Genomic DNA, 21,806 nt, shown 5'->3' with positions numbered 1-21,806 from the left:
TGCGGTTTTCCGTGGTCCGCGGGTGCAGCCTGAATCGCTGAACTCCCCTCCTGGCCAATCCGTAGAACAGATAACGGGCTCAAATCGACGACGGAAGCCCGTTGTCTGTTCTACGGACGCCGCGTGTTCAGGACCTCGCCGCGTGAAGAACCTCCGCGCTCCCAGGGGCTCGGCGTTGGGTCGCCCGCTGCCGGCGTCAGAGCGCCAGGCGGAAGACCCAGAGGAGGATGTCCTCATCGGGCACGGTCCAGTCACGCTCTGGCACGCGCTCAAACCCCATGGACTTGTACAGGGCGTGGGCGTTGGTCATCGGGGTCATGCTGGTCAGGCTGACGGCGTGGATGCCGTCGAGGCTTCGGGCATACTCGATGACGGCGGCCACCAGGGCGCGGCCGACACCGCCGCGTTGGAGGGCCGGATCCACTGCGAGCATGCGGAATTCCAGCTCGCCCTCAATCGCAATGTCGGTGTACGGCTGCCCGGCGAAGGTGATTGCGGTGGACGCTGCTACCTTGCCGTCCAGTTCGGCCACCCAGAGCAGCGCGTTGGCCGCACGGTCCTCAACGTTCTCCAGGTCCTTGACGTAGGGGTTGTCTGCTTCGATAAACCCGGCGCTCAAATAGGCATCGCGGGTGATCCGGCGGATGTCGTCAAAGTCTGCCTCGGTGGCCTGCCGGACGGTGATGCTCATGCGCGTTACGAATCCTTACGTGGTTCTTGATTTCCACCGTAGATTCTAGCTCCACAGATCACCGGCCCTTCTCCGGCGGTGAGGCCGGACACGGCTGTTTGGCGGCAGCCGGTCAGCGGCGCCGGGCAGCCGCGGCGCAGGTAACGCAAAAGCGTGCTTCAGGCCGAATCTCCAGGCGCTCGGAAGGGATCGGATTGCCGCACATTTCACACACCCCGTAGGCGCCTTCGTCCAGCCGGACCCGTGCATCCAGCAGCTCAATCAGCGACTCTTCGCCGGCGGCGAGCAGTGCCATTTCATTGTTGCGTTCAACGGAGACGGTGGAGCCCTCGGGGTCATGTTCGTCGTCGGCCGGTGTGTCCTTGGCAGCCAGGGTCACTTCGCGGATGTCCGCCACGACGGCGGCAATCTTTTCCCGGGCCTGGCCGATGCGCTCGTCCAGCAGCTCGGCGAAATGGGCTGTGTCCAAATCGGCAGGGGTGGGACGCTTGGGCGCCGGGACTCGCGCAGCTGCGGCAGTGGATGTCTTCCGGGGGGCAGCAGTTGTCTTACGGGTCATGGATTCCTCCTGGTCCGAAAATGCCAAGCAAGTGTTCCTAATTATCCGCGCCTTGCCCGGAAAGTCCCGCCCCTGCGACGGCCTCTCCCCTCAGGGCTTAAAGCCGCGCGGAACCGGCACAGCAAACGCACAGCAACGGGTACTTACGAAAGGTGCGTGATGCTCCCGCACCAGGCATCCAGCAGCTCGCGGTCATGACTCAGTGCCAGGACCCCAAGGCCGCGGGCAGTGACCTCCTCGCCGATAATCCGGACCACCGCGGCAGTGGTGGCGGCATCAAGCATGGCGGTTGCCTCGTCGCAGATGAGGTAATCAGGTCCGGCGGCCAAGGAACGGGCAAGGCAGGCCCGCTGGAGCTGACCGTCGGACACCTCATGCGGATACCGGTCCAGCAGGTCGCCGGTCAGCTGGACCCTGGCAGCGAACTGCCGCACGCCCGCGTCCATTTCCCTGCGCCGGCCGGAACCGCGGCCACCGCCCATCATCCCCTCGGCGATCACTGCGCGCAGCGTCATGCGGGGGCTGCAGGACCGCCGTGGAGACTGGAACAGCATGGCGACTGCGCCGTCACCCGCCGCCTGGACAGTCGCACCGTTGCAGGTCACGTGCCCGGTCGACGGCGGCATCAGACCGGCCAGCACCCGGGCCAGCGTCGTTTTGCCGCTGCCCGAGGGCCCGGCCAGACCAACTTGGCTGCCCGCCCCGATGCTCAGGCTCACGTTCCGCAGCACCGTCCTGCCGCCGTAGGAGAACCCCACGTTCACCGCACTCAGCTCACCGGGCATGGTCCGCCTCCAGTTCTGCGGCGGCCCGCAGCCGGTCCGCGTACGTATAGTCCGGCGGCAGATTTGTCAGTTCCGGGGGCAGGCCCGGCATCGGATGCAGCCCGTTGGCGGGAAGGGCCGCGAGCAGATCCATGGTGTAGGGCTCGGCCGGCGCAGTGAGGATCCGCGCCGCCGGACCGGTCTCAATGATCCGCCCCGCGTACATAACGGAGAGTTCGTCGGCGGTGCGGGACTCGGCGAGCGCCTGCAGGTCATGGGTGATCAGGACGACGGCGGTGCCGGCGTCCGCTGTGGCGCGAAGCAGTCCCAGGGTGAGCTGTGCCAGATGCGGGTCCAGGCCGGAGATCGGTTCGTCCGCCACCAGCACATCCGGGTCCCCGGCAAGGGCGAAGGCAAGGGCTGCACGCTGCAGCATGCCGCCGCTCAGCTCATGCGGAAACGCGTCCATCGCCGCCGGGTCCAAATTGACCCGGGCCAGCAGCTCCTGTGCGGTGGCCTTTCCCCGAAGCTCGCGAAGTGTTTCCCGCAGCTGTGCTCCCACCCGGCGGACCGGGGTGAGATAGGTGGCGGCGGACTGCGGCACGTAGCCGATCTCCCGCCCCCGCAGCCCGGCTGTCCGGGCGGCCGCGGCACGCCCCGCACCGGTCAGCGCTGTCACCCGTCCGTCACGGTCAACGTATTCCAGTTGTCCCCCGGCCAGCGTGCCCGCCGGCAGCATGCCGAGGATTGCAGTGGCCAGGGTTGTCTTTCCGCAGCCGGACTCCCCCACGACGGCATGAACCCTGCCGCGGCAAGCGGTGAAGTCAACATCGGTTGCCGCGTGCACCCACCCCGCCTTCCCGCGGATGTTCACCGGTATCCGGACAGTGTGTCCTTTGGCCCTAATGGCAACACTCATGACCGGCCTCCTGTTTTGGCTACGAGCCCGGCCCCGCAGGCAGCGATTGCCAGGGTGGTGCAGACGAGAAGCAGCGCGGGGAACGCCAGCGCCCACCATCCGCCGAGCATCACTTCCGCCTGCGCCTCCTGCAGCAGTGTGCCCAGGGAGGCCCGGTCCGGGGACAGGCCAAGGCCCAGGAAGGAAAGGGTGGATTCGTGCCAGATGGCATGCGGCAGGAGCATCACGGTAGCCACCGTCCCCTGTCCCAGAGCCGCGGGGAGGAAATGCCGCCAAAGCACCTGGGCCCGCGTCCCGCCAAGGAGATAGGACGCTTCCACATACTCAAGGCCGCGCAGGGACAAAACTTCTGCGCGGACGATCCTTGCAACCTGTGTCCAGTGCGTCAGGGCGATCGAGGCAATGATGGCCGTCACCGATCCCCTGAACATGGCCACGATCACCACTCCCAGCAGCAGATGCGGAACAGCATTGACTGCATCGATGCACCGCATGATGATCCGGTCCGCGCGGCCGCCCAGCGCCGCCGACACCGCACCCACCAGCATTCCCAGGACCATCGCCAGCACTGCACAGAGCACGGCGATCAGCAGCGAGACCCGCAGCCCGGAAGCCAGGCGGACAAACAGGTCGCGGCCGGCATGGTCTGTTCCGAACAGATGGGCGGACGACGGCGGCAGGCGGGCTGAGCTGAAATCGGTCAGCTTCTGGTCGGTGCCCGCCAGCATCGGAACCAGCACGGCATAGGCAACGATTCCGGCCAGCACGGCCGCACCCAGAAAGGCACCCGCCCGTTTTCCGGCGCGGCGGCGCTCCGGGGGAACCACCTCGCGCAGAACGGGGGCGCCTCCGGGACTGGAAATTCTGGGACTAGACATCGGCGGTCACCCTCGGATCGAGCAGCACGTACAGGAGGTCCGCAAGCAGGGATGCTGCCAGAACGGCGACGGTGGTCAGCACTGTGAGCGTGGCCAGCAGGGCAAAGTCCAGTGCCTGCGCTGAGGACACCACGGCGGCGGCCAGTCCCGGCCAGGAGAACACCGTCTCGATCAGCACGGCGCCAACGATCACTTCCGGAAGCCGCGATCCGAGCACGGCGATGAACGGCGCCAGCGCTGCGGGCAGCACATGTTTGCGGACCACGGTCCTCTCGGCCAGCCCGCGGAGCCGGGCCCCGCGCACGGCATCGGACCCCAGAATCCCTGCCGCGGAGGCACGCAGGGAGAGCAGCAGCCACGGCAGCTGCGACAGTGCTGTGGCCAGGACGGGCAGCACCATGTGCCGTGCCACCTGACCGGCGCTGAGCTCGGCGCCGGGATCCGTCAGTCCTCCGCCGGGGAACCACCCGGTGGCAACAACGAAGACTCCCAGCAGTCCCAGCGATATGACAAACGGAGGCAGTCCCTGGAGGACGGTCGCCGCGGCACCCACGGCCCGGTCCAGCAGTCCGCCCGGACGGTGTGCGCACCGCACTGCTGCCAGGAGTGAAGAGACCACGGCAAGGAACAATCCGGTTCCGGCGACCAGCAGAGTCCAGGGCAGGCGCTCGGACAGCACCGCCGTCACCGGCTGCCGGAACACCCGTGAATAGCCCAAGTCACCGGTCAACGCCGAACCGATCCACTGCCACCACGCGGAGAACCAGGAGGTCTCCAGGTTGAGGGCCTCAGTGAGCTGCCGCCGCTGTTCAACCGACGCCTGCACATACCGGTCCCCCAGGTAGGCAGCCAGCGGATCGAAGGGCGAGATGCCGGCCAGCAGGAAAACCAGCAGGCTTACACCCAGGACCACGGGCACCGCGAGGACACACCGGCGGAAGATGATGATTCGCAGATCCGCGCGCCGGTGCCTGCGGCGCTCCCGCCGGCCGGGCAGCAACGGTGCTTCCGCGGGCACCGGCTACTCCCGCGTCCAGTCGCGCAGGCTCCACCAGAAGCCCCACCCGACGTCGTGGGCATGCGGTTCCAGGACGGTCTGGACGTTTTCCCAGCCCATATCCCGCTGTATGTAGTTGTGGTTGACGAAGGCCAGCATGACGTAGCCGGGTTGCTGGATGTACAGGTCCTGGACGGCCCGGTAGTGGGCTGTCCGTTCTGCGGGATCCGCACTTGTCCGGGCTGCCTCCAAGTGGGCGTCCATTTCAGCGCTGCCGGTGTTGCCCGGATTGGCAAAGGGTGAACCTGTTCCCGGGACTGCCGTATGCAGGGTCTCGAACAGCTGCGAGTCCAGGTCATAGGGTTTGTCGCCGCCGCCCAGGAGGATTCCGACGTCGTTGCGCCGTTCCTCGATGACGTTCCAGTCCGTGCCGAGAAGCGTGACGTCCACGCCGAGCTTGGACATGTCCGAGGCAAACGCCAGCGACAGGTCCCGCCGGAGGGTGTCACTGGCGTTGTACGCCAGTTCAAAGGCCGCCCGTACACCGTCTCTGGTCCGCACTCCGTCCTCACCCGCGACCCAGCCGGCATCGTCAAGGAGCGCTTTGGCACCTTCGGGGTCAAACGGAAAGACGGCCTCCGGATCGAAGGCGTTCCCGTAGACGGCTGCCACCGGGGTGTGGGCGGGAACGCCGCGGCCGTCCAGTACGTGGTCCACCATGCCCGCGCGGTCAACCGCCAGGTTCATGGCCAGAACCGCTTGGGGGTCGCTGGCGAAGGCGTTGCCGGAGGGCAGGGACAGTCCCCGCCAATCAGCTGTGCCCACGGCTTCATGGGAATACCCGGTCTTATCCTCGTAAGCTGCGGCCAGCCGCGGCGGCAGGACGGTTCCGTCAATCTCTCCCGACTGAAGCCGCTGGGCCCGCGAGTTGTCATCGGGCACGCGGATGATCGTCACCGTTTTCACTTCGGGGGCACCGTTCCAGTAGTCCTCATTGGCGCTCAGGACCAGCTCATCGGGGCGCAGCGACGTGAGCGTATAGGGGCCCGTCCCCACCGGGTCGGTGTTCAGGGATGATTCGGCGGCGAGCCCCGGCGTCAACCGCTCCGACGGCGCAATGCCCAGCAGCAATCGGCTGGCGAATCCCGAGTAAGGATATTTCAGGGTGAAGGTGACGGTTCCGTCCGGTCCGGCGGCGACGTCCTGAAGCATGTCGTAGGAAGGGGCCAGTTCGGAGGCCGAGGCCGGGTCGATGACGGCCTTATACGTGGCAGCAACATCCTCGGCGTCCAGCGCGGTGCCGTCGGTGAACTCCACGCCGTCGCGGAGACGGACAGTCCATCGGGTGCCTTCGGCGTTGCTCTGCGGCATCTCTGTTGCCAGCCAGGGGACGAGGTCCGGCAGGGATGAGGAGCCGTCCGTGGGCGCGAGCCGCAGGAGCCCGTCATAGATTTGCGACTGTCCGCTGTCTCCATGGCCTCCCACGGGATTGAACCGGCCAAGTTCATTTGCATCGGCAAGCACCAGGGCTGCACTGTCCGGGGACTCCTCCGGGGCCGCTACGCAGCCGGCCACTACTAGCAGCAGCAGGGCTGCTGCTGCTACCCGGGGCAGGTCCCGACACCGGATTTCTGACATGTGGGCTCCTGACGACGTATGCATGCCTGTGCACATAACGATGAATCAATACCTACCCCGCCACCATCCTCTCCGCCCAAAAACACTCTGAAACTTGTCTTTGCGTTACCTTCCCCGGGGCGCTGACCCCGTTGTGCGGCGTGGCGGCGCTCTGCAAGGATTCAGAGGTATGCGAGGTGTGCGAGGATTTCGAGGTATGAGACCCCTTCCGCCCGGTGCCGTCATCGACGCTGTAGCTGACGTGCCCGGCACCGTGGATGTGCCGGGATGGGCCGCCCGTTTTGACCTGATTTCCGATCCGACCCGGCTTAAGCTGCTGCTGTGCCTGCACTTCAGTCCGGATATCTCGGTGACCCGGCTGGCCGCCGCCGCCGGGGTGTCACAGACCGTGGTCAGCCAATCACTGCGCCCGCTGCGGGACCGGGGGTGGGCGGTAGTGGACAAAGTAGGCCGTGAGCACCGCTACCGGCTGGTGGACGAATCGCTGCATACCCTCCTCCACACCATCGGCGCCCCGCATGCGCACTGATCGCACGCCAAGTGATACTGCAGGAAACTGCGGTGCAGACAGCATTTCTTTGCACACCGAAGAACCGGGGATTTGCAGTGGTTGACGCGCACTACGACGAGCCGCGTCTGGTGGCCCTCTACGACGAGGACAACGCCGGCCGATGGGACGTCGATTTTTACGCAGGAATGCTGGGCACGCTCAGCGAGCAGTTAGGTCCGCTGAGGATTGCCGACGTCGGCTGCGGCACAGGCAGCTTTGCCGTGGAGCTGGCGCGCGCCGGTCATACCGTCACAGGTATTGATCCGGCTCCGGGAATGCTGGCTGCGGCCCGTTCGCGCGACGGCGCCGAGCTGGTCACCTGGCTGGAGGGGACAGCGGTCGATCTGCCCGCTGGCCCCTTCGACGCCGCGGTCATGACCGGCCATGCGTTTCAATGCCTGCTCACCGAAGGTGAGATCCTGTCAACGCTGGAGGCGGTGCGCTCCCGGTTGACGCCCGGCGGAACCTTCTTCTTTGAGTCCCGGAACCCGGCAGCCAGGGCCTGGCTGGAGTGGGACAGCAGCAGTGCGGGGCCGGAGCTGCAGGAATCCTCGGCCGGGACGCTGGAAGTTGAATGGGAGCTGATTGCCGCGGTGGAGGAGCCCGACGGCGTTGTGGTCACCTTCGAGGACCGCACCCGTTTCTTGGCCGACGGCGCGCACTTTGCCAGCCGCAGCACCCTCAAATTCACTCCCGCGGGTGTGCTGGCCCGGCTGTTGGAGAAAGCCGGATTCAGCGCGGTGGACTGGTACGGCGATTGGAACGGCGGGGCGCTGGAGCCCGCGTCCAGCCGGGAAATCATCGTGGCGGCGCGCACGCCTTCCTGAGGCAGCTGCCCGGCCGGAGGCCGGTTCCAACGGGTACCGCTGAGCCCCGGTGTCAGGACACGACTGCGGCGCCGGCGGCGGTCACTGCCTGAAGCCGCTCGGCATCGCTGCCCGGAGTCCCCGGCCTGCGCACCGGAGCTCCGGCTTCTTCGGCAATCAGCGCACCGGCGGCATAGTCATATTCGTTAAGCCCGCGCTCCAGGTAGGCGTCCAGGGTTCCGTCCGCCACCATGCACAGGTCCAGGGCAGCGGATCCGAGCCGGCGGACATCGGCATACCCTGCCGCCAATTCCGCGAGCGCCGCGTACTGCTCGTCGCGCACTCCCCCGTCATAGGAGAATCCTGTGCCCAGCAGCTTGCCCACCCGCTCCGGATCCGGGCCCGTCAGTCGCCGGACGCTGCCGTGCTCGGCCAGCCAGGCGCCGTGCCCGCGGGCGGCCGAATAGACCCGCACCAGCGCCGGAGCGTGGACGACGCCGGCCAGCCAGACGCCGTCGTCGTTCACTGCCGCCACAGAGGTGGCGTAGTAGACGATGTTGCGGATGAAGTTGGTGGTGCCGTCAAGCGGATCGATGGACCAGCGGATGCCCGAGGCGTTGTCCGGCACGCTGGCGTCCAGCTCTTCACCTGTGACCGCATCCTGCGGACGGCGGCGGGCCAGGACCTCGCGGACGGCACGCTCGGCGGCCGTGTCGAACTCCGTGACCCAGTCACCGGCGGCACTCTTGTTCACGGCGTTCAGGCCGTCTGCGGTGCGGCGGGCAAGCACTGCTGCACCGGCCGCCGCAGCCTCCCTTGCCACATCCAAAAGCTCCAGCGGATCATCTCCGGGAACGGCAGCACGGTCCGGAAGCGGCGGCGTCATGCCGTGCCCTCTTCCTGCCGTGTGTCCTCCTCCGACAGGGTGCCGTCCAGCAGCGCGCGGAAGCCGTCTTCATCCAGCACCGGCACACCGAGGGACTCCGCCTTGTCCAGCTTGGTGCCCGCGTTCTCTCCCGCCACCAGATAGTCGGTTTTCTTGGAGACCGACCCGGAGGCCTTTCCTCCGCGGGTGATGATGGCTTCCTTTGCCTCGTCACGGCTGAAGTTCGGCAGGGTTCCGGTGACCACGATGGTCATGCCTTCAAGGGTGCGGGGCATCGTTTCGTCACGTTCGTCGGCCATCCGCACGCCGGCGGCGGCCCAGCGGTCCACGATCTCGCGGTGCCAGTCCTCGGCGAACCACTCGGTCAGGGCCGCCGCGATGGTGGGGCCCACGCCGTCGACATGGGCCAGCTGCTCTTCCGAGGCGGCGCGGATGGCGTCCATGGAGCCAAACGCGGTGGCCAGCGCGCGGGCCGCCGTCGGGCCCACATGCCGAATCGACAGAGCCACCAGCACCCGCCACAGCGGCTGGGTCTTGGCCTTCTCCAGCTCGGTAAAGAGCTTGCGGGTGGTGGCGGTGGGTTCGGAGGGCTTCTTGGCCGTTCCCTTGGAATAGAAGTACGGAACCAGTTCGGTGCCGTCCACCACGCCCTTCACCCGCTTGGGGCGTTCAATCCGCACATCGGCCAGATCCTCGACCTTGAGGTCAAACAGGCCGGCCTCACTGGTCAGCGGCGGGATCTGGGGCTCGGTGGGCTGCGTCAGGGCAATGGCCGCCTCCCAGCCGAGTGCTTCAATATCGAAAGCACCGCGGCCGGCCAGATGGAACACACGCTCGCGCAGCTGAGAAGGGCAGGACTTGGCGTTGGGGCAGCGGATATCCACGTCCCCTTCCTTCGCCGGTTTCAGTTCCGTGCCGCAGGAAGGGCAGTGCGTGGGCATCACGAAGTCCCGTTCGCTGCCGTCACGAAGGGCGACGACGGGACCCACGATTTCCGGAATCACGTCACCGGCCTTGCGCAGCACCACGGTGTCGCCGATCTTCACGCCCTTCGCCTTGACCACGTCCTGGTTGTGCAGCGTCGCCATTTCCACGGTCGAGCCGGAAACGGAGACCGGCGTCATCATCCCGTAGGGCGTGACGCGGCCGGTGCGGCCCACGTTCACCCGGATGTCCAGGAGCTTGGTGTTCACTTCCTCCGGCGGGTACTTGTAGGCAACGGACCAGCGCGGAACCCGCGAGGTGTGGCCGAGGGCGCGCTGCAGGGCAAAATCGTCCACCTTGACCACAATGCCGTCGATCTCGTGCGAGAGGTCGTGGCGGTGCTCCCCGTTCACGGCGATGTAGTTGAGCACCTCGTCGTAGCTGTCCAGGACCTTGTAATACGGCGACGTCGGCAGCCCCCACTGCTTCAGCAGTTCGTAGGTTTCGGACTGGCTGGCTGCCGCCAATCCCTCACGGGCGCCGATGCCGTGCACATACATGCTCAGCGGGCGCCGGGCAGTGACTTCGGGGTCCTTCTGCCTCAGCGATCCGGCGGCGGCGTTGCGCGGGTTCGCGAACGGCGCCTTTCCGGCTTCAACCATGGACTCGTTCAGGCGGGCAAACTCCTTGGAGGGGATGAAGACCTCCCCGCGGATTTCCATTTCCGCGGGGATGTCCTCTCCCGTGAGCACCCGTGGGATGGATTTGATCGTGAGCACGTTGTGCGTAATGTCCTCACCGGTGGTGCCGTCGCCGCGGGTGGCCGCCCGGACAAGCTCCCCGTTGAGGTAGAGAAGGTTCACGGCCAGGCCGTCAATCTTGAGCTCCGTCAGCCACTTGATCTTGGCGTCAGGGGCAATGTTCGCCACGGACGCTTCGGCCTTGCGGACCCAGGCGTCCAGTTCATCCAGCGAGAAAACATCCTCCAGGCTGTACATGCGCTGAAGATGCTCCACCGGAGTGAACGCCGCTGAGATCTCCCCGCCGACTTCCTGGGTGGGCGAATCATTGGTGACCAGTTCCGGATGCAGCGCTTCAAGTTCCTCGAGCCGCCGGTACAGTTCGTCGAACTCCGCATCGGAGACGAGCGGAGCGTCTTCGTTGTAGTACGCGAAACGGTATTTGCGCACCTGGTCCGCAAGATCCTGGTATTCCTCACGCAGGTTGTCGCTGGGCGGGGTGTCAGTGCTGACCGATTCGACGGCGGCTGCGGTGTCCATGGTTTCCGGGGATGTCTTGGCTGTGCTCACCTAATCAATCTTGCCCCATTCCACGCCGCCGGGGCAGTCCTGCCTTCCCGGCCGCTGCCCCGCCGCGCGTCCCCCGTCCCGCGGCCGCCCGTCAGCCGATGTTTTGCACGGCTCCCTTGGCCCGTGCACCGGCGCTGGATGCTGTCTGATCGTTCAGGTTCAGGGTCTGCTTCACCAGCCTGATAATGGTGCGGGTTTCATTGGCCGCATTGCGGAAGCGGTTCTCCACGGCCTGGTACTCCTCCGAAACACCGTCGGCGGAGAAGTCGGACATGGCCGAGTTGACCGCTTTTTCCCGCTCGCCGATCAGCGATTCGAGCCGGGCAACAATGGACTGGATATCCCCCTGCACGGCGGCGGAGGTATCGGTGTCATAACTCAAACGATCCTGGGACATGGCAAATCCTTTCGAAAACTATCAGTTACCTGCTGGGAATTAGGGTGACGTCAGCGGGAGGAACCGAAGCGGGCAGCATCAAAGCTTGCCGCTCCCTGCTGCTGCTGGGCATTATCCGCAGATTCCTGGTCTCCCATCTGGAAGGACCGGTCCATTTCCGACTGTCCCAGCAGGATGGCGGCGAGGGACCCGTTCAATTCATTGGCCACTTCATCCGTGCGTGCCTTGAATTCGTCGAACTTCACCCGGCCCGAACCGTTGAATTTGCCCTCCAGCGGAGCCACTGCCTGCACCAGTGAGCGCACCAGCTGTCCCAGATCCTCGTGTGAAGACCCCGTTTGCTGTGTCAGCGTTCCCAGCGTTTGTGAACCCATATCGAATTTCATCACTGCCTGCTTTCGGCGCGTACCGCGCCCTCGTCCGTTCCGGTTTCCTCCGGCACCGGATCCGCCGCACCCTTTTCGGGGCTGCCCGTCCGCCTGCCTGTGGCACCATCCAACGTTGAGGCATCCCAAAAAGCCATGCACTGATCCGCACCTGTGGATAACCGCGTAGTGTCGGCAGGAGCCCGGGATGTCCGCCTTTTGGAGCCGGTCCGGAAAAGAAGATCTCGGCGGCGCGTCGGCGGAAACCTTGCTATGCGATACCGCACCTGCTAGGCCTATTTGTACGGATGAGGCGTTTCGGCCGGGAAGGACCGGGTTCGAAACTGCATAGGGCAGGACGGCGAAGGGATGTACGGAATGGCCCGGAAGGAACCCCGCGTTGAAAACGTGGATGAGAAGGACATACAAGTTACGTCTCCGAAAGAATGGGCAGCAGGAATTCCTGCCGTCTATCACTCGCTGAAACCTGCCGTGCAGCACATGGGCGCCAAGCGGGCGTTGGAAGCCACGTTCAAGATGAACCAGAAGGACGGCTTCGACTGCCCCAGCTGCGCCTGGCCGGACCCGTCGCACCGCAGCAAGTTCGAATACTGCGAAGAGGGCGTCAAGGCCGTCACATGGGAGGCCTCCCCCGTCATCATTCCCTCCGAATTCTGGGCTGAGCACAGCATTACCGAGCTTCGCGGCCGTACGGAATACTGGCTGGGCATGCAGGGCCGGCTGACGGAACCGGTCTACAAACCGGCCGGTGAAGACCACTACCGCGTGATCAGCTGGGATGAGGCCTTCCGCATCGTGGCAGACAAGCTCAACGGGCTGGATTCACCGCACGAGGCCGCTTTCTACACCAGCGGCCGCACCTCCAACGAGGCCGCCTTCCTGTATCAGCTGCTGGTGCGCGGCTTTGGCACCAACAACCTGCCCGACTGCTCCAACATGTGCCACGAGTCCTCCGGCTGGGCCATGGGTCAGACCATCGGCATCGGCAAGGCCACGGTCACCTACGATGATTTCGGCAAGGCGGACCTGATCATCCTGATGGGCCAGAACCCGGGAACCAACCATCCGCGCATGCTGACCGCCCTGGAGGAATGCAAGCGCAACGGCGGCAGCATCGTTGCCGTGAACCCCCTCCCCGAGGCCGGTATGCGCCGGTATAAGAACCCGCAGAAAGTCCGCGGCATTGCCGGCAAGGGAACGGAACTGGCCGATCAGTTCCTCCAGATCCGTCTGGGCGGGGACATGGCGCTGCTGCAGGCCATCTCCAAGCGGGTCCTCGAAGCCGAGGAGAAGAACCCGGGCACTGTCCTGGACCATGACTTCCTGGAAAAGCACTGCGAAGGCCTGGCCGACCTGAAAGAGCACTTGGTGCACCTGGATGACCAGACCGTAGTAGAGGCAACCGGCCTGCCGATCGAAGAAATCAACGAACTCGCCGACCGGTATCTGCGGGCGGAGAAGGTCATCATCACCTGGGCCATGGGCATCACCCAGCAAAAGAAGGCCGTGCCCACGATCAAGGAAATCATCAACCTCCTGCTGCTGCGCGGGAACATCGGCAAGCCCGGAGCCGGAGCTGCACCCATCCGCGGGCACAGCAATGTCCAGGGCGACCGCACCATGGGCATCTGGGAGCAGATGCCGCCGGCCTTCCTGGATGCTCTGGGCAAGGAGTTCAACTTCGATCCCCCGCGCGACCACGGCGTCGACGCCGTGGAAACCTTCTACAAGATGCAGGAGGGACACATCAAGGTCTTCGTGGCCCTGGGCGGAAACCTCATCTCGGCAATCTCCGACACGCAGTTTGCCGAGGCTGCCATGCAGAAGACCGAGATGACGGTGCAGATTTCCATCAAGCTGAACCGCTCCCACCTGATCACCGGCGAGGAAGCGCTGATCCTGCCCACCAAGGGACGCACGGAACAGGACATCCAGGAAAGCGGTCCGCAGTTCGTATCGGTGGAGGACACCGTCTGTGTGGTGCACGCTTCGCGCGGAAACCTGACCCCGGTGTCGCAGAATCTATTGTCCGAACCCGCCATCGTTTCCCGCCTCGGAGCGCTGGTGGTCGGTGATCGGATCGACGCCGACTGGGAGGGCTACGAGAAGAACTATGACCTGATCCGCGACCACATCGGCCGCGTCGTCGACGGCTGCGACAACTACAACGAGAGGATCCGCCACGAGGGCGGCTTTGTCCTGCCCAACGGACCGCGTGATTCACGGACCTTCCCCACACCCACCGGCAAGGCGGTCCTTACGGTCAATGACCTGGAAGCCGTTGAACGCCCCGAGGGCACCCTGATCCTGCAGTCACTGCGCTCCCACGATCAGTGGAACACCACCATCTACGGGCACAATGACCGCTACCGGGGTATCCGCGGGGGCCGGCATGTGCTGTTCATGAATGCTCAGGACATCACGGAGCTGGGCCTGGCTGACGGGCAGTACGTCGATATCCACGGAATACACCACGACGGCGTAGAGCGGGTCCTGCGCAAGTTCCGCGTGGTCTCGTATCCCACACCGCAGGGCTGCGTTGCCGCCTACTACCCCGAGGCCAACGTCCTGGTCCCGATGGACCATGTGGCCGAAGGCAGCAACACGCCTGTGTCCAAGACTGTCCTCGTGCGCGTTGAGCCCAACCTCGACCCGGCACACGAACAGGCCGAAGACTTCAAGACCCGGGCTCCGGCCTAGGTACCGGTCCCGGTCCCGGAGGCGCACAAGGGGCTAAGAACCTCCGCACTCCGCAAAAAGGCGGGAGCTTCTCCACCGGAGAAGCTCCCGCCTTTTCCTCTACCCGCCTGTTACTGGGCGGAGTCCTTCCACCCCTCGCCCTCCGGTCCTTCCAAACCTGTGGCCGCGAGCTGGAAGGCAGTATCGGCAGCTGTTTGGACTGCTTCCTCCGCTGCCTTTCGACCGCTGGTCTTGGACAGGCCGGCGGCGTACCCCACGAGGAATGTGCTGATGAGACCGGCGTGCGGGCCCACATTCTCGGATGATTCCTCGGCCAGGTCCACCAGCATTTTGTGATCCACTTCCAGGTCCAGGATTTGCAGCGCCTGCGTCAGGCGGCGGCTCCATTCGCTGAGGTTGCGCTCTTCAGGGCCGGGGTTGGTGCTCATGAGATCTCCTTCGGTGCGGGATGGTCCAACAAGACTTAGCACCGGGTACAGGATTGCACAACGTTAGTCTCCGGCAGCCGTCCACAGGGTTGTCCCCAGCTTGGCCCTGACCGCACCGAAATCATGTCCGCGGTGCAAGGATGTAGCCAACGTGTCCAAAGGGCGAGGGGACCTTCATGGCCAGCGACTACGACAATCAGCTCATCGAGTCCGTCACCGTGCGCCGGCAGCGGCTGCTGACGGCCCTGCTCTTTGGGGAGAACCCGAACGAGCGCCGCTGGATGGACAGCGTCCGGCTCTTCCTCCTTAGCGTCGCGGCGGCCGCAGTCATTGCCGCGGTTTGTGTGGGGTATTCCTTTGTCAGCAACCTGCTGGCCGAAAACCGTGCCAAGCAGGAGGATCAAACCCAGCGCCAGGGCAATGCCCTGTCCCAGCCGTTTACCGAGTACACCCGGTCCGGGGCCTGAACGCGATGGCCCATGCCTTTACCCGTGTCACCCTGATCGGCTCACGGAAACACGTTGACCTGCTCCTGCCCTCCGACGAGCCGGTGGGGCTTCTCCTCCCCCAGGTCCTGAACCTGCTGGAGGACGTGCCCGCCGCGCAGGTGGCGGCCAAGGTACTCGTCGCCGGTGACGGCACGGAACTCCGCGCCGGACAGTCCTTGAACCAGGCCCGGGTCCTTGACGGTTCATCGCTGTTGCTGTGCAACGCCGCGGAAGCTCCGCCGGCCGCCGTCGTCTATGACATCACCGATCTGGTGGTGGATGAAACCCGTGCTGTGGGCGGCCGGTGGAACAGCCGTTTCAGTGCTCTCACCGCCGGGACCTTCATGGCGGCAGGCATCTGGGCCGGCGCCGAAATCCTGCTGGCGGCACTGGCTCCGGAATCCGCCTGGTGGATGCTGCTGGCCCTGTCACTGCTCGGGCTGGCCGCCGGCACAAGCGCGGGGCAGCTGCAGCCGCGCAGCACCCTTGGCACCACCCTGCTCGGAGCGGGGTGGCTTGCCGGTCTGGGCGGCGCCCTCCATGTTTACGACGGCGATCCGGCGCGGCTTCCCGCCGCTGCCCTGATCGTGGCCGGGCTCTCGGTCCTGGGGCTGGCAGGTCTGGGAACCTTCTCAGCCCAGCCGCGCGCCTTTTTCAGCGCTGCCGCAACGCTGGTCCTGGCCGCAGGAGTGTGGTCCGCTGCCGGTGCGCTCACCGGGGACGCCGTCCGGGCCGCCGCCTTGGCTGCGCTGGCCGGTACCGTCATCCTGGGGCTGCTGCCCAAGCTGGCACTCGCGTCGTCCGGTCTTGCCACACTGGATGACCAGCGGGCGAAGGGCGGTTCCATCGCCCGCACCGATGCCCGGGACGCGGTGGCCGCCGCACACCGCGGGCTGACCCTGGGCACCGTCATCACAGCGCTGTGCCTGGCTCCCGGACTGTGGCTGCTGGGCACGGACACCCGGGACCAGAACTGGACGCTGCCGCTGTTGCTGGCCCTGACCCTGACCCTGTTCCTGCGCACCCGGTCCTTTCCCCTGGCCCCGCAGCGAATTGCGCTCTACCTCGCCGTCGCCGTCGGACTCGGCGCCGCAGTACCGGCTGCGCTGCGGATCTTGCCCGGCCAGCCCTGGGCTGTGGGGGTGGCCGTGCTCCTGATCGCGGCCACCGCGGCAGTCTCGCTAACGTCCACGCTCCCCGACCATGCCCAGGCGCGGTTCCGTCTGCTGGCCAAGCGGATGGAAACCTTATCCATCCTGGCCTCCGTTCCTCTGACCGCCGGCATGTTTGGTCTGTTTAGCCAGCTGGCCGGGAGCTTCTCATGAACGTTCCCCGCCCTGCCGAATCCGCGCTGCGCCGCGTGCTCACCGGTTCGGCCGATCTTTTCCGCGGTGATGACTACCCGCGCCGGCTCGCAGAAGCAGCAGCCGGTTCCCAGCTGCCGGTCACCACGGGCCGCCGCATCGCCGTCGTAGGATCCCGCGGCGGGGCGGGAAGAACCACCGCGGCGGCACTGCTGGCCAGGATTTACGCGGCCATGCGGGCCGACGCCGTGGCCGCCGTCGACAATGCACCGGAAAGCGGAACGCTGGGTTTTCGCCTCGGCGTGCCGGACGCTCCGTCGCTGGAAGCCGTTGCTGCCCGGCTGGACGCCGATCCCCCTGCCACACTGGCGCAGCTGGCGGGCCTGCTGGCGGTTGCGGGGCCGGCCAATCTGCTGGTTACCGGACGCCGGAGCCCCCATGCCCGGGCAGGTGCGGGCGTGGGGATTTCGGTTGCCGGCAACACCGCGGCCGGGACGACGGCGCCGGCATGGACACCGGCCGGTCCCCTTGCCCGGAATCTCTCCGGCGGCCAGGATGACGGCGGGGTGTTCGACGGCGTTTCCTCCGGTGCACCCGGCATTTCGTCCCGAGGCGTTTCCGAAGGAACCGGACCGGTTCCTACCGACGCCGCAGCATCTTTACTGTCCCGGACGGTTTCCCGCTACTGCCCCATCACGGTCTTCGACTGCGGCGCAGGGCTCAGAGCTCCGGCGGCCCGCTGGGCCCTGGAAAGCTCCCATCTGGCTCTCTTTGTCACTCCGGCCAGCGCCGCGGGAGTGGCGGACGCCGTCGAATACTCCGCGGGTTGGCACCTCGATCCGCTCCTCGGCTCCGTCCCCCTCCTGGTGTTGGTGGTCCAGTGCACCAGGGACGGCGCCTTGTCCGCGTCCCGGCAGGCCGCCGGCCTCCGCCGTGCCGGCATCGACGCTGCCCATGTGAGCTATGACCGGCATCTGGCAGCGGGAACCGCCGTAAGTCCGGCCCTGCTGGCCCGCCGGACCCGCCTTGAAGCGGTGTCCCTGACGTCGCGGGTCCTGTCCGTTGCCGTGTCCGGCCCGGGACCCGGCCCGCGACGGTCCGGATCTGCCGGATCTGCGGGATCTGCCGGAGCTGCCGGATCTGCGGGATCTGCACAGGCGAGGAGGACTCCGGCATGAGTACCAGAATCCTGCACCGGCCCGCACGGACCACCGCTCCGGCACGGACCATGGAGGCGTTCTCCCTGGATGCCCCGCCTCCCGTGGAAGGCGGCAAAACCGGCCTGAACATGATGTCCCTGGTTCCCCTGCTGGGTGCCGGCGTCTCGATGACCGTCATGATGCTCTTCCGCGGCTCGCCCCTGGCGGCCGTGGGAGCACTGATGATGATCGTTACGATCATTGCCTCTGTCCTGATGATGCTCAGCCAGCGCGGCAGGCAGGGAAAACACCGCCGGGAGCAACGGGAGAACTATCTGGAATACCTGGAACGCTGCCGCACCACGCTGCGCTCGGACGAGCAGGCCGCTCTTGCCGTGGCCCGGACCTCCAGCCCGCCGCCGGATGCACTGTTTGACATCATCAGGGATACCAAACGGCTCTGGGAACGCCGCCGGCACAACGAGGATTTCCTCCAGGTCCGGATTGGCACCGGCTCCCGGCACAACCGGGACATCACCATTCAAAGCTCCGGCTCGGCCCTGGCCCAGGCAGACACCTTCATGACCACCGAAGTGGAGATCCTCAAACAGCGCTACGAATCCAGTCCCGAACTGCCGCTGACCGTTCCGCTGGACTGCGCCGGAAACGTCTCAGTGGTGGGGTCCCGCCGGTTTGTTGCCCGGGTAGCCAGGCTCCTGCTCACCGAAGGCGCGGCGTTCCATTCACCCGAGGACCTGCACCTTGCCCTCATCGCACCGCCTGACCGGCGGGACGACTGGGAGTGGGCCACCTGGCTCCCCCATCTCGCGGACCAGAGTTCCAGCCATGCCACCGGACCCGTCCGCCGGCTGGCTCCCACTGCGGAAGACCTCAGCGACGTAATCAGCGAAGACCTGCACCGGCGCTCCACCCTGGCAGCCGAGTCCCGTAAGAACTTCCTGCGCGGCGGCGTGGGCACCGCGTTGCCACGGCTCCTGGTGCTCAGCGACTCCTACGGTCTGCTCCCGTCGGAACTGCAGGTGCCGGACCAGGAAGCCTCGGCCGGTTCCCTGGGCATCACCACGGTGTTCCTGGTCGCGGAGCGCAATCAGGAACCGGGAGAAGTCTCGGTGCGGATCAGCGAAGACCGCGACGGTCCGGACGGGGCGTTCATCGTGGAAAACTACCGGGGGGACGCGGTGCTTCCCGCCATCGAACGTGGCCGCCTGGACGATCTTCCGCTGCCCCTGGCGGAGGCCCTGGCCCGTGAGCTCGCCCCGCTTCGGCTCTCGCCGGATTCCCTGGAGCATGACAGCAGTGAAACCGCCCAGGGGTTCCTGGAAATGCTGGGGCTTTCACCCCAGCTGGACGAAGCGGACATCCGGCGGCTGTGGAAGCCCCGCGGCGAGGTGGACTTCCTGCGGGTTCCGCTGGGACCCGATGACCGCGGGAGGCCGGCCCTGCTGGATTTGAAGGAGTCCGCGCAGTTTGGTCACGGGCCCCACGGCCTGTGTGTGGGTGCCACCGGTTCCGGCAAGTCCGAGATGCTGCGGAGCATGGTGGTGGGCCTGCTGGCGACGCACTCGCCCGAAGTCCTGGCCATGGTGCTCGTCGATTACAAGGGCGGTGCCACGTTTGCCCCGTTCGCAGGTGCCCCGCAGGTGGCCGGTGTCATCACCAACCTCTCCGATGACGTCAGCCTGATCGAGCGCGTGTACGCCAGCCTTGCGGGCGAAATCCAGCGCCGGCAGGAAGTCCTCAAAGCGGCCGGCAACCTTGCCAACATCACGGACTATCAGCTGTACCGGCAGGAATTGAAGTTACAGGGACGGGAGCCGGCCCCGCTGCCGCACCTGGTGGTGATCATTGACGAATTCGGCGAGCTCCTCACCGCCCGGCCGGACTTCATTGAGCTCTTCCTGTCCATTGGCCGCATCGGCCGCTCCATCGGCGTGCACCTGCTGCTCTCAAGCCAGCGGATCGAGGCCGGCAAACTCCGCGGCCTGGACACCTATCTGTCCTACCGGATTGGGCTAAGGACCCTTTCGGAGGGCGAATCCCGCACGGTGCTGGACACCCCCGACGCCTTCCATCTGCCCCCGGTGCCCGGCTTCGGATACCTGAAGGTGGACACCACCACGTACACCCGTTTCAAGGCCGGTTATGTGTCCGGCCCCTTGGAAGCCGCGCAGGAAACCGCGCAGGACGACGCCGGCCAGCTGCCCCGGGTCCTGCCGGTCCCCCGTTATGCCGCGTCCCTCGAGGCGCAGCCCGCGGCCGACGACGCGCGCCCGGCATCGACGTCGGCCTCCAAACGCACCACCGGACCCACCGTCCTGTCTACGCTCATGGACACTCTTTCCATGTTCCCGCGGGCGGTGGACCCCATCTGGCTGCCGCCGCTGCCCCGCGGCATTGCGCTGGACCAGGCCGCCGGCGGACTGTCCTCCGAGAAAAGCCTGCGGCTTGCCTGCGGCGGATCCCTGCGGATCCCCGTGGGCCTGCTGGATGACCCGGCCAGACAGTGGCAGGGCGTGTGGGAGCTGGATCTGGCAGCCAACGGCGGAAATGCTGCCATTGTGGGCGGCCCCCAAACCGGGAAAAGCACGGCGCTGCGCACCATCGTTGCGGCACTGTCACTGACCCACAGTCCGGCGGAGGTGGGTATTTACGGCATCGACCTGCTCGGCAGCGCCCTGCTGCCGTTGGAAGGGCTCCCCCATGTGGGCGGGGTGGCCGTCCGCACCAACCGGGAGGTCATCCGCCGGACAGTGGATGAGCTCCTGGCCATGCTCGCCCACCGCGAACACCTCTTTGAGAAATACCAGGTGGATTCGCTGCCCACTCTCCGCAGGCGGTGCGCCGACGGCGGGATCCCGGAGCTTCCCAGCGCCGACATCGTCCTGGTTTTGGACGGCTACGGGCAGCTCAGCGACGAATTCGAGGACATCGAAAAACCTGTTCACGCACTGATCAGCCGCGGCGCAGGCTACGGCATTCACGTCATCGCCACGTGCTCACGGATGAATGAAATCCGGATCTCCCAGCAAAGCTTCTTCGGCAACCGGATTGAACTGCGGCTGGCCGATCCCGGGGAGTCCGCCCACGGACGCAAGATGGCCGAAGCCGTCAGCCCCGGAAGCCCCGGGCGGTCGCTGACGGACCGCAAACTGCAGGGACATTTCGCCCTCCCGCGCATCGATGCCGGGACAGATGACGGTTCCGCCGCGAGCAGCCTGCAGGATTTGGTGGCTGCCGTAGCGGCGGTCACCCGCGAGCGGGCCATGCAGGTCCGGATTCTGCCCGCCGCTGTTTCCGCTGAAACAGCCCCCACCCCCGAAGCAGCGGCCGCCGTACCGCTGGGTCTCCGCGAGACCGACCTCGGCACTGAGATCCTTGACCTGCACGGCAGGGAACGGCATTTGCTCATCATGGGTGATGACGCTTCCGGCAAAACCAACGTCCTGCGGTCCGTCATCCGCCGCCTGACGTCCCAGCATCAGCCCGAGGACATCGTCTTTGCGGTCTTCGATCCCCGCCGCAGCCTCACCGGAGAGGTCCCCGGCGAATCGCTGGGCGGTTATGCCACCAGCGCGGCCCTGGCGGAAAAGCTCGCAGCGGCCGTCGCCGGGGAGCTGGAGAAACGGACCTCGGCTGCCCCGGCGGAGCTGGCCGGCCTGCCGCGCATCGTGCTGGTCATTGATGACTACGATGTGCTGACCGCGGGCGGTTCCTCGCCGCTGAGCCGGTTGACCCCGTTCCTGCCGCTGGCCCCTGAAATCGGGCTGCACGCCGTCCTGTCGCGCCGGGTCCGCGGGGCGAGCCGGGGAATGTATGAACCCTTCTTCACGTCCCTGCGCGATTCCGGCAGTGCCGCGCTGATCCTCTCCGGCGACCGGGCGGAAGGAACCCTGATTAACGGGGTGCGCGCCCGGACCCTGCCGCCGGGCCGGGCGCAGCTGATCCAGCCGGGCAAGCCTGTTCAGGTGCTTCAGCTGTTCCTGAACGAGGAGTCCAGCCGGGTCCCCGGGTAAGGACGGCC

General features: G+C 66.3%; 20 protein-coding genes. 7 read left to right on the top strand and 13 right to left on the bottom strand.

Annotation, left to right across the window (positions count from 1 at the left end; translation table 11 throughout):
• Positions 1-196 precede the first annotated feature (196 nt).
• From CXQ89_RS14675 to CXQ89_RS14645, 7 genes are all read right to left on the bottom strand, one after another.
• The gene (locus tag CXQ89_RS14675; RefSeq protein ID WP_104161776.1) at positions 197-691 is read right to left on the bottom strand and encodes a GNAT family N-acetyltransferase; all 495 of its coding nucleotides are present in this window, start codon (positions 689-691) and stop codon (positions 197-199) included.
• A 112-nt stretch (positions 692-803) separates the two neighbouring features.
• Entirely contained in the window at positions 804-1,250 is a 447-nt protein-coding gene (locus tag CXQ89_RS14670; RefSeq protein ID WP_104055296.1) for a TraR/DksA C4-type zinc finger protein, read from the bottom strand.
• 143 nt (positions 1,251-1,393) lie between these two features.
• Complete coding sequence (locus CXQ89_RS14665) at positions 1,394-2,035, bottom strand: ABC transporter ATP-binding protein (RefSeq protein WP_104161775.1); 642 nt, start codon at positions 2,033-2,035, stop codon at positions 1,394-1,396.
• Positions 2,025-2,933 carry an ABC transporter ATP-binding protein gene (locus CXQ89_RS14660; protein ID WP_104161774.1) on the bottom strand — a complete coding sequence of 303 codons (909 nt, stop codon included), beginning with the start codon at positions 2,931-2,933 and terminating at the stop codon, positions 2,025-2,027. The genes CXQ89_RS14665 and CXQ89_RS14660 overlap by 11 nt, the downstream gene beginning before the upstream one ends.
• Positions 2,930-3,811, bottom strand: a complete 882-nt coding sequence (locus CXQ89_RS14655) for an ABC transporter permease (protein WP_104161773.1) — start codon at positions 3,809-3,811, stop codon at positions 2,930-2,932. The genes CXQ89_RS14660 and CXQ89_RS14655 overlap by 4 nt, the downstream gene beginning before the upstream one ends.
• Positions 3,804-4,829 (bottom strand): ABC transporter permease, encoded by a 1,026-nt coding sequence (locus CXQ89_RS14650; RefSeq protein WP_258060115.1) that lies wholly within the window; start codon positions 4,827-4,829, stop codon positions 3,804-3,806. Before CXQ89_RS14650 ends, CXQ89_RS14655 begins: the two co-directional genes overlap by 8 nt.
• A gap of 3 nt (positions 4,830-4,832) precedes the next feature.
• Positions 4,833-6,446 carry an ABC transporter substrate-binding protein gene (locus CXQ89_RS14645; protein WP_104161772.1) on the bottom strand — a complete coding sequence of 538 codons (1,614 nt, stop codon included), beginning with the start codon at positions 6,444-6,446 and terminating at the stop codon, positions 4,833-4,835.
• 196 nt (positions 6,447-6,642) lie between these two features.
• Between CXQ89_RS14645 and CXQ89_RS14640 the strand changes: the two genes are divergently transcribed.
• Entirely contained in the window at positions 6,643-6,975 is a 333-nt protein-coding gene (locus CXQ89_RS14640; RefSeq protein WP_104055291.1) for a helix-turn-helix transcriptional regulator, read from the top strand.
• Between the two features lie 32 nt (positions 6,976-7,007).
• Positions 7,008-7,823 (top strand): bifunctional 2-polyprenyl-6-hydroxyphenol methylase/3-demethylubiquinol 3-O-methyltransferase UbiG, encoded by an 816-nt coding sequence (locus CXQ89_RS14635; protein ID WP_104161771.1) that lies wholly within the window; start codon positions 7,008-7,010, stop codon positions 7,821-7,823.
• Between the two features lie 52 nt (positions 7,824-7,875).
• Here CXQ89_RS14635 and CXQ89_RS14630 read toward each other — a convergent pair whose 3' ends face one another.
• From CXQ89_RS14630 to CXQ89_RS18430, 5 genes are all read right to left on the bottom strand, one after another.
• The gene (locus CXQ89_RS14630) at positions 7,876-8,688 is read right to left on the bottom strand and encodes an inositol monophosphatase family protein (RefSeq protein ID WP_104161770.1); all 813 of its coding nucleotides are present in this window, start codon (positions 8,686-8,688) and stop codon (positions 7,876-7,878) included.
• Positions 8,685-10,892, bottom strand: a complete 2,208-nt coding sequence (gene ligA, locus CXQ89_RS14625; protein WP_104161769.1) for an NAD-dependent DNA ligase LigA — start codon at positions 10,890-10,892, stop codon at positions 8,685-8,687. The genes CXQ89_RS14630 and ligA overlap by 4 nt, the downstream gene beginning before the upstream one ends.
• 121 nt (positions 10,893-11,013) lie before the next feature.
• The gene (locus CXQ89_RS14620) at positions 11,014-11,319 is read right to left on the bottom strand and encodes a pore-forming ESAT-6 family protein (RefSeq protein WP_104161768.1); all 306 of its coding nucleotides are present in this window, start codon (positions 11,317-11,319) and stop codon (positions 11,014-11,016) included.
• Positions 11,320-11,369: 50 nt separating this feature from the next.
• Positions 11,370-11,705 (bottom strand): hypothetical protein, encoded by a 336-nt coding sequence (locus CXQ89_RS14615; protein WP_104055287.1) that lies wholly within the window; start codon positions 11,703-11,705, stop codon positions 11,370-11,372.
• The gene (locus CXQ89_RS18430) at positions 11,705-11,842 is read right to left on the bottom strand and encodes a hypothetical protein (protein WP_181032377.1); all 138 of its coding nucleotides are present in this window, start codon (positions 11,840-11,842) and stop codon (positions 11,705-11,707) included. The genes CXQ89_RS14615 and CXQ89_RS18430 overlap by 1 nt, the downstream gene beginning before the upstream one ends.
• Before the next feature lie 220 nt (positions 11,843-12,062).
• Here CXQ89_RS18430 and CXQ89_RS14610 point away from each other — a divergent pair, with 220 nt between their 5' ends.
• Entirely contained in the window at positions 12,063-14,405 is a 2,343-nt protein-coding gene (locus tag CXQ89_RS14610) for an FdhF/YdeP family oxidoreductase (RefSeq protein ID WP_104161929.1), read from the top strand.
• 110 nt (positions 14,406-14,515) lie between these two features.
• Here the strand turns inward: CXQ89_RS14610 and CXQ89_RS14605 are convergent, their stop codons facing one another.
• The gene (locus CXQ89_RS14605) at positions 14,516-14,833 is read right to left on the bottom strand and encodes a DUF6457 domain-containing protein (RefSeq protein ID WP_104055286.1); all 318 of its coding nucleotides are present in this window, start codon (positions 14,831-14,833) and stop codon (positions 14,516-14,518) included.
• Between the two features lie 176 nt (positions 14,834-15,009).
• Here CXQ89_RS14605 and CXQ89_RS14600 point away from each other — a divergent pair, with 176 nt between their 5' ends.
• Genes CXQ89_RS14600 through eccCa form a run of 4 tightly spaced genes read left to right on the top strand, consistent with a single transcriptional unit; the run spans position 15,010 to position 21,798 of the window.
• A complete protein-coding gene (locus CXQ89_RS14600) occupies positions 15,010-15,300 on the top strand; it encodes a hypothetical protein (RefSeq protein WP_104055285.1) in 291 nt (96 codons plus the stop codon).
• A 5-nt stretch (positions 15,301-15,305) separates the two neighbouring features.
• Positions 15,306-16,646: an EsaB/YukD family protein gene (locus tag CXQ89_RS14595; protein WP_104161767.1), complete on the top strand. Its 1,341-nt coding sequence runs from the start codon at positions 15,306-15,308 to the stop codon at positions 16,644-16,646.
• Entirely contained in the window at positions 16,643-17,803 is a 1,161-nt protein-coding gene (locus CXQ89_RS18650) for a hypothetical protein (RefSeq protein ID WP_219815619.1), read from the top strand. The genes CXQ89_RS14595 and CXQ89_RS18650 overlap by 4 nt, the downstream gene beginning before the upstream one ends.
• Positions 17,800-21,798: a type VII secretion protein EccCa gene (gene eccCa / locus CXQ89_RS14585; protein ID WP_104161766.1), complete on the top strand. Its 3,999-nt coding sequence runs from the start codon at positions 17,800-17,802 to the stop codon at positions 21,796-21,798. Before CXQ89_RS18650 ends, eccCa begins: the two co-directional genes overlap by 4 nt.
• The last annotated feature ends 8 nt before the right edge of the window (positions 21,799-21,806 follow it).

It is taken from the genome of Arthrobacter sp. ZGTC212, assembly GCF_002929255.1.
Taxonomy (GTDB): domain Bacteria; phylum Actinomycetota; class Actinomycetes; order Actinomycetales; family Micrococcaceae; genus Arthrobacter_B; species Arthrobacter_B sunyaminii.
This window is presented reverse-complemented; position numbering and strand designations above follow the sequence as displayed.

Bases quoted from the DNA above. Each gene is read 5' to 3' on its own strand.
- CXQ89_RS14675 (WP_104161776.1), bottom strand. From the start codon at position 691: ATGAGCATCACCGTCCGGCAGGCCACCGAGGCAGACTTTGACGACATC.
- CXQ89_RS14670 (WP_104055296.1), bottom strand. From the start codon at position 1,250: ATGACCCGTAAGACAACTGCTGCCCCCCGGAAGACATCCACTGCCGCA.
- CXQ89_RS14665 (WP_104161775.1), bottom strand. From the start codon at position 2,035: ATGCCCGGTGAGCTGAGTGCGGTGAACGTGGGGTTCTCCTACGGCGGC.
- CXQ89_RS14660 (WP_104161774.1), bottom strand. From the start codon at position 2,933: ATGAGTGTTGCCATTAGGGCCAAAGGACACACTGTCCGGATACCGGTG.
- CXQ89_RS14655 (WP_104161773.1), bottom strand. From the start codon at position 3,811: ATGTCTAGTCCCAGAATTTCCAGTCCCGGAGGCGCCCCCGTTCTGCGC.
- CXQ89_RS14645 (WP_104161772.1), bottom strand. From the start codon at position 6,446: ATGTCAGAAATCCGGTGTCGGGACCTGCCCCGGGTAGCAGCAGCAGCC.
- CXQ89_RS14640 (WP_104055291.1), top strand. From the start codon at position 6,643: ATGAGACCCCTTCCGCCCGGTGCCGTCATCGACGCTGTAGCTGACGTG.
- CXQ89_RS14630 (WP_104161770.1), bottom strand. From the start codon at position 8,688: ATGACGCCGCCGCTTCCGGACCGTGCTGCCGTTCCCGGAGATGATCCG.
- ligA (WP_104161769.1), bottom strand. From the start codon at position 10,892: ATGGACACCGCAGCCGCCGTCGAATCGGTCAGCACTGACACCCCGCCC.
- CXQ89_RS14620 (WP_104161768.1), bottom strand. From the start codon at position 11,319: ATGTCCCAGGATCGTTTGAGTTATGACACCGATACCTCCGCCGCCGTG.
- CXQ89_RS14615 (WP_104055287.1), bottom strand. From the start codon at position 11,705: ATGAAATTCGATATGGGTTCACAAACGCTGGGAACGCTGACACAGCAA.
- CXQ89_RS18430 (WP_181032377.1), bottom strand. From the start codon at position 11,842: ATGGCTTTTTGGGATGCCTCAACGTTGGATGGTGCCACAGGCAGGCGG.
- CXQ89_RS14610 (WP_104161929.1), top strand. From the start codon at position 12,063: ATGGCCCGGAAGGAACCCCGCGTTGAAAACGTGGATGAGAAGGACATA.
- CXQ89_RS14605 (WP_104055286.1), bottom strand. From the start codon at position 14,833: ATGAGCACCAACCCCGGCCCTGAAGAGCGCAACCTCAGCGAATGGAGC.
- CXQ89_RS14600 (WP_104055285.1), top strand. From the start codon at position 15,010: ATGGCCAGCGACTACGACAATCAGCTCATCGAGTCCGTCACCGTGCGC.
- CXQ89_RS14595 (WP_104161767.1), top strand. From the start codon at position 15,306: ATGGCCCATGCCTTTACCCGTGTCACCCTGATCGGCTCACGGAAACAC.
- CXQ89_RS18650 (WP_219815619.1), top strand. From the start codon at position 16,643: ATGAACGTTCCCCGCCCTGCCGAATCCGCGCTGCGCCGCGTGCTCACC.
- eccCa (WP_104161766.1), top strand. From the start codon at position 17,800: ATGAGTACCAGAATCCTGCACCGGCCCGCACGGACCACCGCTCCGGCA.